The following is a 16569-nucleotide window of genomic DNA, read 5'->3' on the forward strand; positions in this document are numbered from 1 at the left end:
ACTCAACTGCCTCTAACGCTGACATTGCCCCTTAGGCGGATGTCGTTGGATGCTGCTGCAATCCGAACTTCCACGGTATCGCTCTCGAGCACGAAGGCATCGCGGCTTGCATCCCAATAGCGCAGATCGTCCGCACAAAGATGCAGCACAACCTCGACCGTCTTACCGGCTGGAACAAACACGCGACGAAAATCCTTCAGTTCTTCCAACGGGCGTTGGATCGCAGAGTTTCGATGTGCAGCATAGAATTGCACAACCTCGTCTCCATCGCGACCACTGGTATTGGATATCTCCACTGAAACATCGAGTGTTTGCCCTGATCGTAGCTCGTGAGTGCTCAGCTTCAAGTGCGAATACCTGAACTGCGAATAGCTCAATCCATATCCGAACGCATACAGTGGCTTGCTCCGCGCCCAGAGATACGTCCGTCCATCGCGCAGATTGTAGTCCATCATAGGTGGCAAATCGCTCATATCTGCAACCCAGGTCTGAGTTAGATGCCCGGCCGGGTTGTAGTCTCCAAACAGCACGTCGGCAAGCCCATCGCCTTGTTCTTCACTGCTGTGAGCCATCTCAACGATGGCTGGCACATGCTCCTGGGTCCAGGTCGTCGTGTAAGGAAAGCTGGCCTGTAACACGACCACCATACGCGGGTTCGCGGCGTAAACCGCTTTTGCAATTGCCTCCTGTTCCAGCGTCAGACTCTTGCGATCGATCACCTCCTTACCGTCGCTCGGAAGCGGGCATTTAGCCCATCCTGCATCGCACGTTGGATGATTGCCGATGATAACGATAACCACGTCAGCCTTCTTCGCCAGCGCGGCGGCTGAGACGATATCACTGCCCTCGTTATAAGAAACCTCGGCTCCGTGCGCTCGCGCGCGAATACCTGCCAACGGTGTGACAACAAAGGTCGGCGTCCCGCTGTACCAGTCCAGGGCTACGCGATCTGCAAGAGGACCAATCACCGCAATCGACTTCGGCGTGCGCAGTGGAAGCATCTGACCCTCATTTTTCAGTAGGACAATGGACTCCTCTGTCGCTTTGCGCGCCAGCACACGGTTCCCCTCAGACCACCACGGATCCTCCCCCGGATGTGTGTTCTCACCGATGCTGTTGTAACGCGCTTCGGCATCCAGCATGCCAAGGCGGATCATAACGCGGAACACGCCGCGTAAGTTCCTGGAAATATCGTCTTCGGTAATCAAGCCATCGGAAACAGCCTGCCGCACAGGGCCCTTATAGTCATCCAGAAACTGATTGATCCCCGCGTGAATCGAAGCTGCCGCAGCATGCGGAAGATCAGAAAAGGCATGATGTTCTTTGACGAGATTGGTGAGCGCTCCACCGTCCGTGCACAAAACTCCGTCAAAGCCCCACTCCTTCATCACGACATTGCGCAGAACTGCGTTGACCTCGATCGGAGTTCCGTTCCATGCGTTATACGCGGTCATCATGGCATTCGCATGACCCTGCTGGATCGCCATCCGGAATGGCACGGAGTAGTATTCGCGGAACAATCGCTCGTCGAAGTTTGACGAAGAGCCGCCGCGGCCGTCTTCGTTGCTATTGGCAAGAAAGTGCTTCAGCAGAGACGATGTAGTCCAATAGTGTGGGTCGTCTCCCTGCAGCCCGCGAGTAAAGGATGTCGCCATCGTGCCGACGAGAAACGGATCTTCACCATAGGATTCTTCGCTGCGACCCCAGCGCGGATCACGGCTCAGATCAGCATTGGGCGCCCGCACCACGCGGCCACCGCGATGATACTTGCCGAAGGCATAGTCCGTTTCAAATGCTTCCTCGGCAGCCAGCTTTTCGATCATCGCTGGATCCCATGTTTGCCCGAGGCCGCGAGCCTGCGGGAATGTCGTTGTTGGGATGACGGTCTGGTTTTTCCCTTCCCATCCTCCCGGACCGCCAAGAGCGAGCCCATGCAACCCTTCCACATGGCCCGTGCCTACAACTCCCAGGCGCGGTACCGCGGGGTTCGTGCTCAACGCATCGATCTTTTCCTCGAGCGTCATGCGCGAAAGCAGATCGGTAATCCGCGCCTCCGTGTCGAGCTTTCGATTCTGAAATGGATAGGGCCCTTGCGCCATGCATAATGGCGCTTGCACCGCCACAATACAGGCAATTGCGATGCGGGCAATACTTTGGAATCGGTACAAAAATCGACGAAGCATGCGATCTGGCCTCTCGTAAAGGTCGGTTGGGTTTGTGTTGAGTTCACGATGCGTCGCGCCATTCGCCTGGAACGCAGCAAGCTTTACGCGAAACTCGACGCACAGATTCCATAATGGGGTTGCTGAAGAAACGCGACGGATACCCCCGCACTCAATCAGCGTGTTGCAAGCAGGCTGCGTTTCTCCCATAGTTTTTATGCTCTGTAATCCCACAGCCCTACCCTCTTTGCGATCCACATGGATCGTTCAGAATCCGTCATATGCCTCCACAATGTACAAACACCAGTACTGCCTGGGTGCATTTGAGCAAAGCTGTGGCCGGAGGGCAGTCTTCTCGCGGAAAAAACCCTCCGGCCAAACGCTGCAACCATCAAAAGGTGTACTTGATCGCGAGTAACATGGTGCGCTGTGTGTACTTCGCATCGGTAATGCCACGGCCTATGTTCGAAACCGCCGGCGTGAAGGTCTTGTTATCCGCTGTTACCAGGCTGGGCTGCACAAGGCTGCTGCTGCTGTAGCCCGGCAGCGGATGATTCAAGAAGTTGAAGGCCTGACCGCGAACCTCCAGCGCCTGATGTTCTGCAATGTGGAAGCTCTTGTAGATGCCCAAGTCAGAGTCCCAGTAAGCGGGCAGGCTGAGGTAAGGTGCTTGCCGAGGACCGACCTGTCCAATCTGCGGCGCTGTAACGCAGGACAGATTAATATGTTGGTTCGATGCGAGGTTTGAGTTGGGACTGCAGGTGTAGACCGGCAGCACCGTCTGCACCGGAGTTCCGTAATAAGTGGACGAACCGATGTTATGGTTCAACGTCGTGTTCTTGATCGTGAGACCGAGATTCTGGCTAAGGTTGGCCTGCATATTGCCGCCCGCCTGCCAGGTTGTGGTCCCCGCAAGCGTCCAGCCGTTGACGATGCCATTGAGTAGGAAGTTACCGTGAAGCGGCTGCCCGAGATCAAAGGCATAGGAAGTGTTCACAACGTGAGGACGGTCAATGTTCAGCACGCCATAGTTGTTACGCACCACAAAAGCATCCAAGGTATTCGCCACAATGCCCAGGCTCTTCGAGTAAGTGTAATTGGTATTGAATGTGATGTGGCCAGTCTGTTTCAGTAGGCTGGCCTGCACGCCGTTATAGTTCGCGTATCCCACGTGCGACGAAACATTGATCGCATTGCTGCCGTAGCCCTTGTAGTACGGATAGTAGTCGACGACATTGGGCACGTTCTCCGGATCGGCAGGAGCAGGCGCGCCCGTCACCGGATCCGGACGGAAGAGACCGCCCAGAGGAATCTTGTTCTGATTGACGAAGTTGCCGCTGGCCACGCCCGAGCCATTGCTCTGTCCACCCATGAGGATGTTCTCTGAGTTGTTGCCAACATAGGCCAACTCCATCAACATCGCTCGCGGTAAGCGTTGCGAGATGGTGAGGTTATAAGAGTAAGTCACACCGACCTGATCGTCGGTCTGATCGACGGCGTAGACACTGGACGGCAAGGAGCCAAGTGAAGCCGAGTTGGTGCCCAGCGCGCTGACTTCTTTGAAAGTGATCGCCTGGTTGGAGTTTGAGTTGTAAGTCTTTACACCGAGCGAGGTCTGTAGAGGACCGGCATAGTCGTTGTATTGATCGTTCCAGCGGTAAGCAGCCCAACCTCCACGGATCACAGTTCCGCCATTCTTGTGAACGTCATAGGCTAGGCCAAGGCGTGGCTCGAGGAATAAGCTCTGCACCGGCCCACCGCTGAGCGGTACTGAGCCGTCGATCGCGTGCCAGTAGACGCCGGGGTAAGCTTTGCCTGAACCCAGGTCGCTCCCATATCGGTTGGGTTCCCATACCGCCAGTCCTGTCCCCGTCCCATCCTTCCAGCGGCCAACGTGTTCTACACGAAGTCCAAGGTTAAGGGTGAGCTGCGGCATCACTTTCCAGTTGTCGAGGAAGTAACCCGCGGCGGTGTTGTAGTGCATATCGTTCACGGGGTTGACGCTCGTCTGCTGATAGGCGCTGGCAACACCCATCAGAAAATTAGCAAGCGGGTTGTTGGTGCCGATGAAATTATTCGGATTTCCCGAGTCGACCTGTATACCACTGCCAAAGGAGAAGACGCCGTTCGCATAGCCGTAACTACCCTGCTTGTTGCCTGCCTGGCTCCAGTATCCGCCAACTTTGAACGTGTGCGTTTTATAGACCACGGTGAAGTCGTCCGACACGGACGGCGATGTCTTGACAGAGTTATAGGTGCCATTCTGCTGAAAGAGGTCAGGCTGTGAAACCTCAGGGAACGTACGGGGGCCTGCCGAATAGAACGAGGGAACAAGGTTTGAAGCGCTGTTATACACCGTGCCATAGGTGTAACCGACCGCGCTCTTGGTAATGGCGTCCAGATCCGAAGCCGTGTACGGATTGTCCAGCCAGCCGCGCGAGATGCGAAGCTCGTTGGTTGCCGATGCGTTGAAAATGTGGATAAAACTTCCACTCAGCACATGAGAGTGTACCGGGCTGATGAGGTTGCCGCCGGGATACGCAATTGAGTTACTGGGGGTGTAATAGATGTGCGCCGGTGTGGTCGATGTGTCGGTGCCATACTGATAACTGACGAAGATCTTATTGCGATCGCTCAGGTTGTAATCGACACGGCCGCGATAGATATAGCCATTGTGCTGGCTCGTCGTCTGCAGGTAATAGTTATACCCGCTGCCGTTGGTGGAAGGGTCGGTGTTGGCCGCCGGGAACAGCTTGAGCAGCGCAAGTGCACCAGGGTCGAGATATTGTGAAGGGATCTGATATCCGCTCAGCGGCGTGCCGTCGGGAGCGAAACCTCCAGTCAGCGATTGACAGAAGTCACCGCTACCCGTGCTTTGAGCGCACAGTGCGGCATTTGCAGGATCGCTCAGGCTGAAATTGCCATTGCGCATAGCCGATGTCGGCACATACGAAGTGAGCGGCGAAGATGCGGGCAGCGTCTGCCGAAAAGCTTCAAATCCGGCCCAGAACAACAGCTTGCGATTGTGATTGAAATTGGTATGCGGAATCAGAATCGGTCCGCCGATGCTGCCGCCGGGATAGTAGTACGCTGCATCCGGCCGCCGCGTCGGGTTGTTGCTGTGCTTGTTCTGCCATGAGTTCGCATTGAAGATCGCGTTGCGTACATACAGGTATGCCTGGCCGTGAAATTGCGCACTGCCAGAGCGGCTGATCACGTTGATAACGACAGGCCCCTGCGGAGAATCGGCACCGAAGTTCGACGACTGCACCTTCACCTCCTGCGTCATGTCTGGATTTACCGTGGCGATGGACCAACAGGCACAACCGGGATCGATGATGCTTGCACCATCCAGCAGATAAGCCGTGCCTCCTCGGTAGGGAGCACCATTCGTGTTCAGGCCAACGCCTACGGTTGAGCCTGAAGAGCCTGCGTCGGTAAAGTCAAAGCCCGGTCCATTCCCCGTACCGCTCGCTGTTGTCGTCACACCGGGAAGAATCTTCAGCAACTCGGACGCGTTGCGGCTGGCCAAGGGAAGACGTTCGATGTCCCTACTTGTCAGCAGTGCCGATCGTTCTCCCGAGTCCTCCGGAGCCACATAGTTGGCGCTGCTCTGCACGGTAATTGACTCGGTGGCACTCCCGGCCTCCAACACCAGGCTCTTCAGTGTGCGCGTGTCGCCAGGATTGACCATGATGTCCGACTGCTCAATGCCTCGGAAACCTTTGGCTGTGATATTTACCTTGTAGGTTCCGGGTAGAATGCCAGCAAAGCTAAAGTAACCTGACGAATTGCTATCTAATGTCCGGACCTCATTCGTAGCTAGGTTGGTCAGGGTAACGTGGGCATCGGCAATCACCGCTCCGGTGGAGTCTTGTACGGTGCCCGACAGGCTCGCTGTAGTTTGTGCCAGCATTTGTGGCGACACGGCAACAAGAGCAGCCAACGCTGTTCCTACTGCAAGGGTGTGGAGGTATCGAAAAATCAGGTGTTTCATTGTTATTACCTGCCTTCGCTGTTGAAGCATCTTCCTGCCATGGGCCTGCCCTCTAAGTTTCTTTGCGCGCATCTGTCTGCCGCTCGCCTCGTTCTGCCAGGCAAACGCCCGGACCGGCGGCGCGAATCCCGTCAAGGACGAATCACCTTCACCACAGTGCTGTCAGGCGCCTGCCAGGACGAAGGACCGCGATGCGTCAGCTCCCGGCGTGCATCGTCCCATCGCAGCTCCGTCGCGGTGAAATGGCCCGCCTCGTAGCCATAGGTCTGTCCGTCATCGTCGAACAGCGTGAAGCTGCCGTTGGCCCCGGAATAGACCCGCACCTGCTCGATCGTTTGCTTATCGACCGTGCTGTCCACCGGAGAACCCATCGGAACGATAGACCCCGCACGCACAAACAGCGGGATCGTGTCCATCGGCGCCTTCGCCGTGATCCGCTGTCCGCCGTGGAGCCGCTCGTTGGTCCAGAAGTTGTACCAATCCGCTCCTGCGGGCAGATATACGCTTCGTGAAGTCGCGCCCTGTTCGGTCACCGGCGCAACCAGAAACGCCGGCCCGAACATATATTCATCTCCAATGTCGGCAACCTTGGGGTCGCTACCAAAGTCCAGGAAAAGCCCCCGCATAAAGGGAGCGCCCGTCCGGTTCGCGCTGTAGCCCAGCGAATAGATATAGGGCATCAGCTGATAGCGCAGCCGCAGATACTTCTTCAGAATCGGCTCGGCAGCCTTGCCATAGCTCCACACCTCGTTGTGTTTGCGTGAACCGTGAGATCGAAAGTTGGGCTGAAAAGCGCCGTACTCAAACCACCGCGTGTAAAGCTCTGGATAGTCGTCATAACCGCCAACGTTGTCCCGCGCATCACTGGGGTCCAGCAGAGGCGGATGTTCCGGCTTGTGCACACTCGAAAGGCTCTGCCAGCCACCGATGTCCGTCGACCAGTACGGCATGCCGCTCGCCGTGAAGTTGATTCCCGTAGGTACCTGCCGCCGCAGTACGTCCCATGTCGGGGCAATGTCGCTCGACCAGAAGATCGCGCCATTGTGCTGCGCCCCCAGATAGCTGTCGCGCGCCAGGATCACCGCGCGTTGATCCATATCGTCGCGCATCCCCTTGTAAAAGGCCTCCGTGTGAAACAGCGGATACACATTGAAGAACTGCGTTCCCGGACCTACATGGAAGTAGCTTCCGTTCGGTGGAAGATCGGGTTCGGTCTCATCAGCCCAAAACGCGTCGAAGCCCTTCGTCACGTAATTCTCGCGAACGATATTCCAGTACCAGCGCGCTGCGTCGGGATTCGTGGTGTCGATGTCCGCACCGGCCCGGTCATACGGCAGTCCATTGGTCGGTGTGCCATCGGCCAGATGCATGAACCAGCCGTTCTTCAGGATGGTGCTATAGTAGCGGTCTTCCGGGACGAACCTCGGCCACACGCTGATCATCGTGTGAAACTTCATCGCGTGCAGCTCACGGTTCATCGCCGCCGGGTCCGGCCACTTCGCCGGGTCCATGTCCATCTCGCCCATCTTCGTATAGGTGAACCAGTCGATCACGAGGTCGTCGATCGGCAGATGCCGCTCCCGATATCCGTGCGCTACACTCAGCACCTCCGCCTGCGTGCTGTAGCGCTGCTTGCTTTGGAGATAACCGAAGGCGGACTTCGGCGGAATCGGAGTGTCCCCCGTCAGCAGGCGAAAGCCCTGGTAGATCGCGTCATAGTCTCCCGCAATGATGAAGAAGCTGACCCGCTGCCCTACTTCGCTTAAGAACGCATTCTGGCTATTGAAACCGAACGCCGCGGTCGTCCTCGAAGCGTTATCCCACACCAGGCCATAGCCTTTATTCGTGACAAGGAATGGAACGCAGATGCTCTGGCCTCCCGGAGCGTTGTAATCGTGCGCGCAGCGGAGAACCCGTCCGCGATGATCGAGATATCCCTCCTGGTTCTGGCCCATCCCATAGTCGTGCTCGTCAGTGGCAGCCGAGAACTTCGCTCCCACGGTGAAGAACGGTGGGTCCGATGGTCGGCGGTCGTTGTTCAGCCACGCGGTCCCATCCTTATAGTTGGGGACTGCCATGCTCCACTCCTGCATCTGGACCAGGGGCTTACCCTCGCCGGTCGAGAAGCTCACATTCACCCACGGCGTCGATCCGTTGAAGAACCTGGCAATCTCGTTGGCGTCTTCACCTCGGGGCCGGGGCGCCGGAGTTATCTGAACCCTCAGCGCTGCGGATTGCATCCCGTCACCGGTTGCATTGTGGCTCGAACTCCAGCCCACCGCCGACGGCTTCGCGAGAATTCCAAATCCGGGACCCGCAATCGCGTCCTCGCGCCGCAGGCTCAAACTTACCCGGACGATATTCGGAGCATAGGGCTCGATGAGCACAGTAGCCGGACCCCGGTCCAGCACCTCTTGTCCCTGCATCGACCAACATGAGAGCAAGATCAATCCGGCACCTGTTGCCCAGCCCGATATCCTGCAGAGTGTGCGAGAAAAGACTCTTCCTGCGACTGCGATCCTGCCAATATTCATTGCTTCCTTCCGCTTCCGTTTCGCTCCCAAGAGAGGCCCACGTCTCGTAGAGCGACATTCCAACCGCTTGGAGCGTCATGATCGATGGGCTTTGCGTAGCGAGAGAACTAGACGCGTCGCATTAAACGACTGACAAGGTTCACTACGGTATTTTCACGCTAAGCGATTGATTTGATTAGATTGACTTCTCTCGCAACCGATCAGTACGATACTGTACTTGTGATCAGGACTGAGAGCAGTTCGCGGGATGCGCAGACTCCTGATACCACTCTCTCGCTCTCAGAGACCGAGAAGAGTAAGATCCGTCAGGGCCTCAAAGAGCTGCTCGCCAGTCCGTCCCTCCGGTCCAGCCAACAATGCCAGCACCTTCTCCAGTACATCGTCGACCATACCCTCAGCGGCGAATTGGCCTTGCTTCGGGAGCGGGTGATCGGCAAGGAGGTCTTCGGCCGCCGCCCCGACTACGAACCTGGTGAGGATCCTGTCGTGCGGCTCCGCGCTGTCGACCTTCGCAAGCGTCTGGCGATTTATTACCAGTCGCTCTCCAAAAGCCCGGAGCTTCGGATCGAGGTTCCGCCCGGCTCCTACAAAGCCGTCTTTACCTGGAATCCACCCGCAGACCACCCTACCGTACCTGCCGTCCACACAGTAGAAGAACCTCCGAAAACTCCATCGTCGTCGGTCGATCTGCGCGGGACGGTCGAAGGCCACCTGCACGGCCAGCTCCTTCCTCCAGTCGCTCCTACAATCGCCTGGGAAGCACCTCCCGCTCCTCCTCGCCTTGCGATGCGGCGTTGGCTGCTTATAGCGTTAATAGTCATCTTGGTGGCTGCAGTCGCGATGGGCGCAGCATGGTACCAGCCAAGAGGAACGCGAACGCTTCACACCTTCTGGAGTCCATTTTTGGGAAACTCCAAGTCCGTCCTTATTTCGATCGGCAGTAATGCGGTGTATAGGGTCGCCGATCCCCAGGTTGACGAATACATTCGCCAGCATGAGATCACAAGCGGAGGAATGGAGTTTTTTCCGCCCTTTGCGCCGAATCAGTCCCTGGCGTCTACCGGGCTCCATCCTGCCCCTGACAGCTTCGTCGCGCTGGGGGACGTCGCCGCAGCCTCCGAAGCCGTCCGTACCCTGACGCGCCTCGGTCAGGACTTTGAAGAACGCTTCCCAAACGATAGCTCCTTCGCCGAGGTCCGCGATCATCCCACCATTCTGATCGGCGGCTTCAACAATCCCACCGCACTCGAGCTGACTCGCAATCTTCCCTTCGTCCTCGCGGGAAGAAATCGCATCATCGACCGTACCGCCCCCAACCGCTTCTGGGAGCTTCATGCCTCCAGCGACTCTCACGACACCGAAGATTACGCCATCGTCTCGCGCCTGCTTGGGTCGAAGGATATAGCTCCGATGCTCGCCGTCGCTGGCCTCGGCCAATACGGCACCCTCGCCGCCGCGGAACTGGTGTCGAAGCCAGGAAATCTCGACCAGCTCATCGCTGCGCTAGGACCCCGATGGTCCTCGCGAAATTTTCAGGCAGTGCTGCAGATAAAGGTCGTGGACTTCAAACCGGTATCAACGGTCGTTGTAGCTACCCACAGCTGGTAACAAGACACTCACACGGAAAGCCATGCATATCCCGCCTGCTTCACCCGCAATGAGCCTGCGATTCAAATTGGATATATTTGCGCTTCCTGGAGAGCAAACGGAATACATTCCGAAGGGAGAGTCGGAAACCTCGGAGCCTCGACTGTATATGGACAGGTAGCCCACCCAGACACAACCCAAGCTTCCCACCGAGGCCTGCACCAGAACAGGAAGACGAACGAACAGTCACAACGGCGTGCCTGAAATCTGCTTCCGACAATGGTCTTCACGGCCGTTCGGCTTATAGGAACAGGCACGCGCGAAACTCATCATGGTCACGGGAACACTCTCCACAAAAAGGCCGGATACATTGACGCAGACTGCTCTCGTCCATCCGCTTTTCTCTTGCAGTCGGGCGACGGACGATACATTGTAGGAAGTAATTCCAAAGCGCCCGAAAACGGCAGAGCTACGACATTATTGCTTTGCGCGGATATTGCTGCTGTTCATATCGCTTGCTATCAGACCACGCAGATTCACACCCGCTCGAACCTCGTTCACCAGCACAGGCGAGAAGACATGGATATACTGCAGCGCTGCGTTGTGCACAGGATATGTTCCCGTGTAGCGGAAGTTCAGGTTCGTATCCATGTTCGGAAAGTCACGCATGCCATAGATGTAACGATTGAGTTCTTGAACTTGTGATCCACTCGACCAATGTACTGATTGTTCGATTTGGTTGCGATACTTACACCTGGGGTAGTTCTGGCAGCCAGCAAACGACTCGCTCGGCAGCAGTATATTGGCCGTCGTGGACGCGCAGACTTCGTAAAAACCCGATCGCTCTCGATCTCGTACGACACGCAGCGCCATGCTCCCAATCAGGAGGCGACTCCGCCGAATCCATCGTCATAGGCCGGTCTGTGCCCGAAACGGACACATGAGGCGCGGAATCGTGGATTTCTCTAACTATTTGCTTGAACCAGAATCCTTGCTCGTCGTATAACAACCAGACGCAGATAACTGGACCTCGCATGGATTGGCAACTGACCTTTCCGGCATAAGTGAGCCTGCGTGTATGAGGCTGAATGGCTGGAAATTTTGATTTTCTGCGACCGGGTTTGAGAGCTAAGTTTGTCCTTGGTTGGTGTCTGCTTTCTCCGTTATCTGCTCTCGCTAAAGATAGTGTGCCCGATTGGGTCCGAGCGGCTGCTGCGCAGGCCGTGCCCTCCTATCCCCCTGAAACGAAGGCCGTCGTACTCCTCGATGACACCACCTATACTGTTAATCCTGACGGCACCGCTATCGAGCATTCGCGTACCGTAATCAAGATTCTTCGTCCCCAGGGACGCGATGCTGGCCTTGTCTATCTTCCCTTCGATAAGGATCGGAAGATTCTCTCCATGCATGTATGGAGTGTTGGCCCGGATGGTCATGAGTACGCTCTCAGCGACAAGGAGATGGTCGAGTTCGGCTATCCAGGCCAGGGAAATCTTTACGAAGACGCACGCGTTCGCGCGGCCAAGCCGCCCGGACGGGATCCCGGCGGCACCATTGCCTACGAGTACGAGCAGCACATGCTTCCCTATGTTGCCGAAAAGACCTGGTTCCTTCAGGGCAGCAATCCAAGACTCCATCAGGTATTCACACTCGAGCTCCCGGCCGGCTTCAGCTACACCACGGTGTGGGCTCATCATGCAACGGTTCAGGCCGCCGATTTAGAGAATCGGCGATGGCGCTGGGAGATCAAAGATACCCCCGCCATCGACCTGGAACACGTTCTTCATAGTCCGTCAGAACTCTCATTAGCCGGACGGATGACTGTCCGATATGCCCCCTCGTCCGCCGCTCGCAAGGATGGTTGGCAGGGTATCGGCGAGTGGTACGACCGTCTCTCTCACGATCGGCTCGTGTCAACCCCCGAGATCACCGCCAAGGCCAGTGAACTCACTGCCGGTAAGACAGACTTTTACGACAAAACCGAGGCATCGCTGAGTTCGTTCAGAAACAGGTTCGCTATTTCGCCATCGAGATGGGCATCGGTGGTTACCAGCCTCACTTTGCAGGGGACATCTACCGCAATCGATATGGAGATTGCAAAGACAAAGCAACCCTCCTTTCTTCCATGCTTTCAACAGTGGGCGTTCACACGGCGCTTCTCATGGTCGACGACCGGCGCGGAGTCATCGATCCGGACGCGCCTTCCATTGTCGGAAACCACATGGTTACCGCCATTGAGATTCCAAAGGGCTACAGTTCACCGAAGCTTCGCAGTGTCGTCACCGCGAAGACGGGTCGCAGCTATCTCGTCTTCGATCCCACCTGGGAGAAGACGCCCTTCGGTCAGCTCGAACACGAGTTACAGGGTGGCTATGGTCTCCTTATGGAGGGATCGGACAGCCAGGTGATCGCATTGCCTTTACTTGCGCCTGAGCTAAATACCGTCCATCGAGTCGGCAGCCTGCAACTCGCACCGGACGGTTCCCTTAAAGGCACAGTAACCGAAGATCGCTTTGGCGATCTCTCCGACCGCCGGCGTGCTCTCTATACTCATGGCGACGCCAAAGAGCAGAACGAGTATCTCGATCGTGTCCTCGGACGGGACTTCACGACCTTTAAGGTTTCTGACGTGAGGGTGGAGAACGCTGAAGCTCTCAATAAAAATCTCACTGTCTCATACAGCATTGAGGTAGAGCGGTACGCCCGTGCCATGGGACCGCTCCTTACCGTTCGACCGCGCGTGCTTGGCGAAGAAGCACCGCCCGTCGATAACAAGGTCCGGAAGATTCCCATAGATCTTCGCGAGACGATGCAGGTGAAGGATGAATACGATATCGAACTCCCTGCTGGTTTTGCTGTCGATGAATTGCCAGAAGCCGTCATGCTGGATCTCGGCTTTGCCTCTTACGAAAGCTCTACCCGTCTGAAAGGGAACGCCCTTCACTACTCGCGAACCTATACCGTTCGCCAGGTTACCCTTACTGCCGAAAAATACGATGCCCTGCAAAAACTCTCAAGTGTGATTGCCACCGATGAACAGAGCCGCGTTGTTCTCAAGAAGCAGTGAAACCACTGCCGATGAAGAAGGAAGTGGAAAATGAACCGGGGTTCGCACCTCCTCTGTGCCACAATTCTTGCAGTACTTGCCAGTGCCGCTCCACTGCTCTATGCCGACCAGTGGACTACGCCCACGAAGGAAGAGCTGTCGATGACCTCACAGGAAGGTTATCCCGGGATCGCTGGCGTCTACCTCGATCGCGAAGAGATCACCGAGGACAAGTTGCACATGTGGAACGTCTATGTGCGTCTCAAAGTTCTTACTGAGAAAGGTAAAGACTATGCCAATGTCGAGTTGAAGTATGGCTCCTCTAACAGTGGCGGCGGTTACACGGTCAACGATATCTCTGGACGCACGATTCACCCGGATGGCACCATCATCCCGTTTACAGGAAAGCCCTACGAGAAACTGATCGAGAAGACGCAAGGCTACGAAGGCTATAAGCATATGGCTAAGGTCTTCACCATGCCCGACGTCGAGGTTGGCAGCATCATCGAATACCGTTACGCCTTGCGCTACGATGACCACCTGTACATGTCGCCCGATTGGTATATCCAGTCCGATCTTTATCTGCGTAAAGGCCACTACGTCTGGAAGCCTACCAGCAAACAGCTGGTCAGCAAACGAGATGGACGTGAACAACTTACAAACAGCATTGGCTGGCTTCCTATTCTTCCTTCGGGGATGACGGTCCAGCAGACGCGGCTGCCACCTATCTCACCAGACCCTGACGGCCAGCTTATCTTTGATCTTCATGTACACGATATTCCTCCCGCACCTCGAGAGGAGTACATGCCACCCATCTCCAGCTTCACGTATCGCGTTCTCTTCTATTACTCCCCTTACCGCACATCTGACGAATATTGGAAGAGCGAAGGCAAGTATTGGTCTAAAGATCGTGACAAGTTCATCGGACCCGGCCCAAAGGTTACAGCCGCTGTTCGCGAACTAACGACGTCCGCTGATAGCCAGGACCAGAAGCTCCGCAAGTTATACGCAGCGGTGATGCTTCTTGAGAACACCGATTTCACGAGAGAGCATGAGCGGTCGGAGGACAAAGCCTCCGGTCTGCGGGAGATTCGTGACACCGACGATATTCTTGAGCGCAAGCGCGGTACGGCAGATCAACTCACCGAGCTCTTTGTTGCGATGGCCCGTGCCACAGGTTTGAAGGCCTACCTCTTTGCTGTTACCAATCGGGATCGTAGCATTTTTACAAACTCCTACCTCAGCACGTCGCAACTCGATGACTACATCGCCGTCGTTAATGTAGACGGCAAGGAGTTGTTCTTCGATCCTGGATCGCGCTATTGCCCTTATAGTCACCTCGACTGGAAGCACACCTTCACAGCGGGTGTTCGCCAAACAGAAAATGGAACCACTCTCGGTGATACACCCGGTGATTCGTACAGCTTTTCACGCACACAACGCATTGCGGACCTGAAGATGGATGAGCACGGTGAAGTCAACGGCATTGTCAAGATCACATACATGGGCGAGCCCGCGCTCGTATGGCGTCACCGTTCGCTGTTGGGAGACAATGAGAGTTTTCAGCGTGAACTTTGCACCAACCGTGAGCACCTGCTTCCGGGTGGCACGAACATACAGATCAAATCTATCTCCCCGCCTGATAGCTACGAGCAGCCGCTCACCATTGAATACAGTATCAAGGGACCAATCGGGGCGCCTACCGGCAAGCGTCTGTTCGTTCCTGCTGATATTTTTGTCGGCAACTCGAAAGCGATGTTCCCACACGAAAAGCGGGAGCTTGCCGTCTATTTTGACTACCCCTATATGGTGCAGGATGCCGTCCGCATTCATCTTCCGCCTGGCATCAGGGCTGAGTCCGTGCCCGCTTCTGACAAGCAGCAGCTCGAAAAGTATGCGCTCTACACGCTTACGAGCGAACAGGCGCCGGATGCCGTCACGATCCGTCGCGACTTCAGCATGGGCGACTTTATCTTCGAAACGAAGAACTACCCCAGTTTGCGTTCCTTCTATAACAAGATCGAAACCAAGGATCAGGAGAATATCGTCCTTACCAACGCAGCCCAGGCGAATGCATCGAAGTCTCCATTGTCTTCAAACTGATCCTCACACTGTTGGTCGAAGCTGAATCCGCCGTTCGCGTTAAATCCTTCGGAATAACAGGTGCCTGTTGATCGGAGACGCTGATGTACCTCGAGAGGCTTGACGCATCGCCTGCAGCGTCAAGCTGCCGGCAATTTCAAGGGGCTGATGCGTGTAAGAGTTTCGAATTGCACAAAGCAGGAAAGGCAAGCCGAACTCAATCCCCTGCACCACAAAGCACTTAACCAACCTTCATCGCCGCAATAGCCTCGAGTCGTGCGGACTTTAGAACCGTCACCGGATCACCTACGGGCGAAAACTCCATACAGATATAGCGGTCATAGTGCAGCGCGGCCAGCTTGCGGTAGATATTGCTGTAGTTCACCTCGCCCGTGCCCGGCTGGTGGCGTCCCGGAACGTCTGCAATGTGCACTAGGCCGATCTGATCGATGTTCTTCTCAAGTTTTTCGATCAGGTTCCCAGCCTGACGCTGCTCATGGTAGAAATCGTACAACACCTTTATCCGTGGACTCCCAACAGCGCGTGTGATCTCGAAGGCCTCAGCAACGCTGGTCACGGCCTCCTGCTTATGCTCCAGAAGATCAATCGGCTCCAGCACGATTTCAATCTCCTCTTTTTCGAGGACATCTGCGGCGTACTTCAGTGTGTCAACAATTGCCGCCCTCTGCTGTTCTGGTGTTTGTTCCGGCACGCGTGTAAACGCGGTGTAGATGAACTGTTTGCAACCCAGCTTCTTTGCCCCGGGAATGGCTCTCATCAGATCGTCATGAAGAGCGTTGCGCTTGGAGTGATCGGCGAGAGCGTTGCGCCCCGGCACGGCGCTGTCGACCTCGATGCCAAGCGCCTGCTTCTTTGCAAGATTTCGCTTCCATTCCTCCGGCGTCCACTTCTCATACTCATTGCCAACCTCGACACCGTTGAAACCCGCCGCCGACGCCATGTCAAGCTGCTGCTCGAAGGTGAGGCTCTTGGGCAGCGTCCAAAGCATGATGGAGAATTTATGGCCGTCGTTGTCGGGAGGCGCAGCAGCAGCGGGTGAGGCGAACGCATCGCCACCGGCCAAGAAAGACGTAAGCGATGCGACCATCGATAATTTATGGAACTCGCGACGATTCATTGATCTCCTATGCGGCGAGCAAA

At 56.0% G+C, this 16569-nt stretch carries 8 protein-coding genes and 1 pseudogene; 4 read left to right on the forward strand and 5 right to left on the reverse strand.

Annotated features, from left to right (window positions below):
• Positions 1-2 precede the first annotated feature (2 nt).
• The 3 genes from BDD14_RS07830 to BDD14_RS07840 all read right to left on the reverse strand — a co-directional run bounded on the left by BDD14_RS07830 (position 3) and on the right by BDD14_RS07840 (position 8693).
• The gene (locus tag BDD14_RS07830; RefSeq protein WP_207231705.1) at positions 3-2183 is read right to left on the reverse strand and encodes a glycoside hydrolase family 3 C-terminal domain-containing protein; all 2181 of its coding nucleotides are present in this window, start codon (positions 2181-2183) and stop codon (positions 3-5) included.
• A gap of 370 nt (positions 2184-2553) precedes the next feature.
• Entirely contained in the window at positions 2554-6159 is a 3606-nt protein-coding gene (locus BDD14_RS07835) for a carboxypeptidase-like regulatory domain-containing protein (protein ID WP_130418310.1), read from the reverse strand.
• A 131-nt stretch (positions 6160-6290) separates the two neighbouring features.
• Positions 6291-8693 carry a glycoside hydrolase family 31 protein gene (locus BDD14_RS07840; protein WP_130418311.1) on the reverse strand — a complete coding sequence of 801 codons (2403 nt, stop codon included), beginning with the start codon at positions 8691-8693 and terminating at the stop codon, positions 6291-6293.
• Positions 8694-8912: 219 nt separating this feature from the next.
• Here BDD14_RS07840 and BDD14_RS07845 point away from each other — a divergent pair, with 219 nt between their 5' ends.
• Positions 8913-10301, forward strand: coding sequence for a hypothetical protein (locus BDD14_RS07845; RefSeq protein ID WP_165419974.1), 1389 nt, complete (start codon positions 8913-8915; stop codon positions 10299-10301).
• Between the two features lie 456 nt (positions 10302-10757).
• Here the strand turns inward: BDD14_RS07845 and BDD14_RS07850 are convergent, their stop codons facing one another.
• On the reverse strand, positions 10758-10949 hold the full coding sequence (locus tag BDD14_RS07850; protein WP_130418313.1) for a hypothetical protein: 192 nt from the start codon (positions 10947-10949) through the stop codon (positions 10758-10760).
• 419 nt (positions 10950-11368) lie between these two features.
• Between BDD14_RS07850 and BDD14_RS32955 the strand changes: the two are divergent.
• The 3 genes and pseudogenes from BDD14_RS32955 to BDD14_RS07860 form a co-directional block, all read left to right on the forward strand.
• Positions 11369-11986: pseudogene (locus tag BDD14_RS32955) on the forward strand (DUF3857 domain-containing protein); the annotation flags it as partial.
• A 419-nt stretch (positions 11987-12405) separates the two neighbouring features.
• On the forward strand, positions 12406-13347 hold the full coding sequence (locus BDD14_RS32960; RefSeq protein ID WP_242618285.1) for a hypothetical protein: 942 nt from the start codon (positions 12406-12408) through the stop codon (positions 13345-13347).
• Between the two features lie 30 nt (positions 13348-13377).
• A complete protein-coding gene (locus BDD14_RS07860; protein ID WP_130418314.1) occupies positions 13378-15429 on the forward strand; it encodes a DUF3857 domain-containing protein in 2052 nt (683 codons plus the stop codon).
• A gap of 220 nt (positions 15430-15649) precedes the next feature.
• Here BDD14_RS07860 and BDD14_RS07865 read toward each other — a convergent pair whose 3' ends face one another.
• Entirely contained in the window at positions 15650-16546 is an 897-nt protein-coding gene (locus BDD14_RS07865; RefSeq protein WP_165419975.1) for a TIM barrel protein, read from the reverse strand.
• Positions 16547-16569: the final 23 nt, after the last annotated feature.

The sequence above is a fragment of the Edaphobacter modestus genome (genome assembly GCF_004217555.1).
GTDB lineage: Bacteria > Acidobacteriota > Terriglobia > Terriglobales > Acidobacteriaceae > Edaphobacter > Edaphobacter modestus.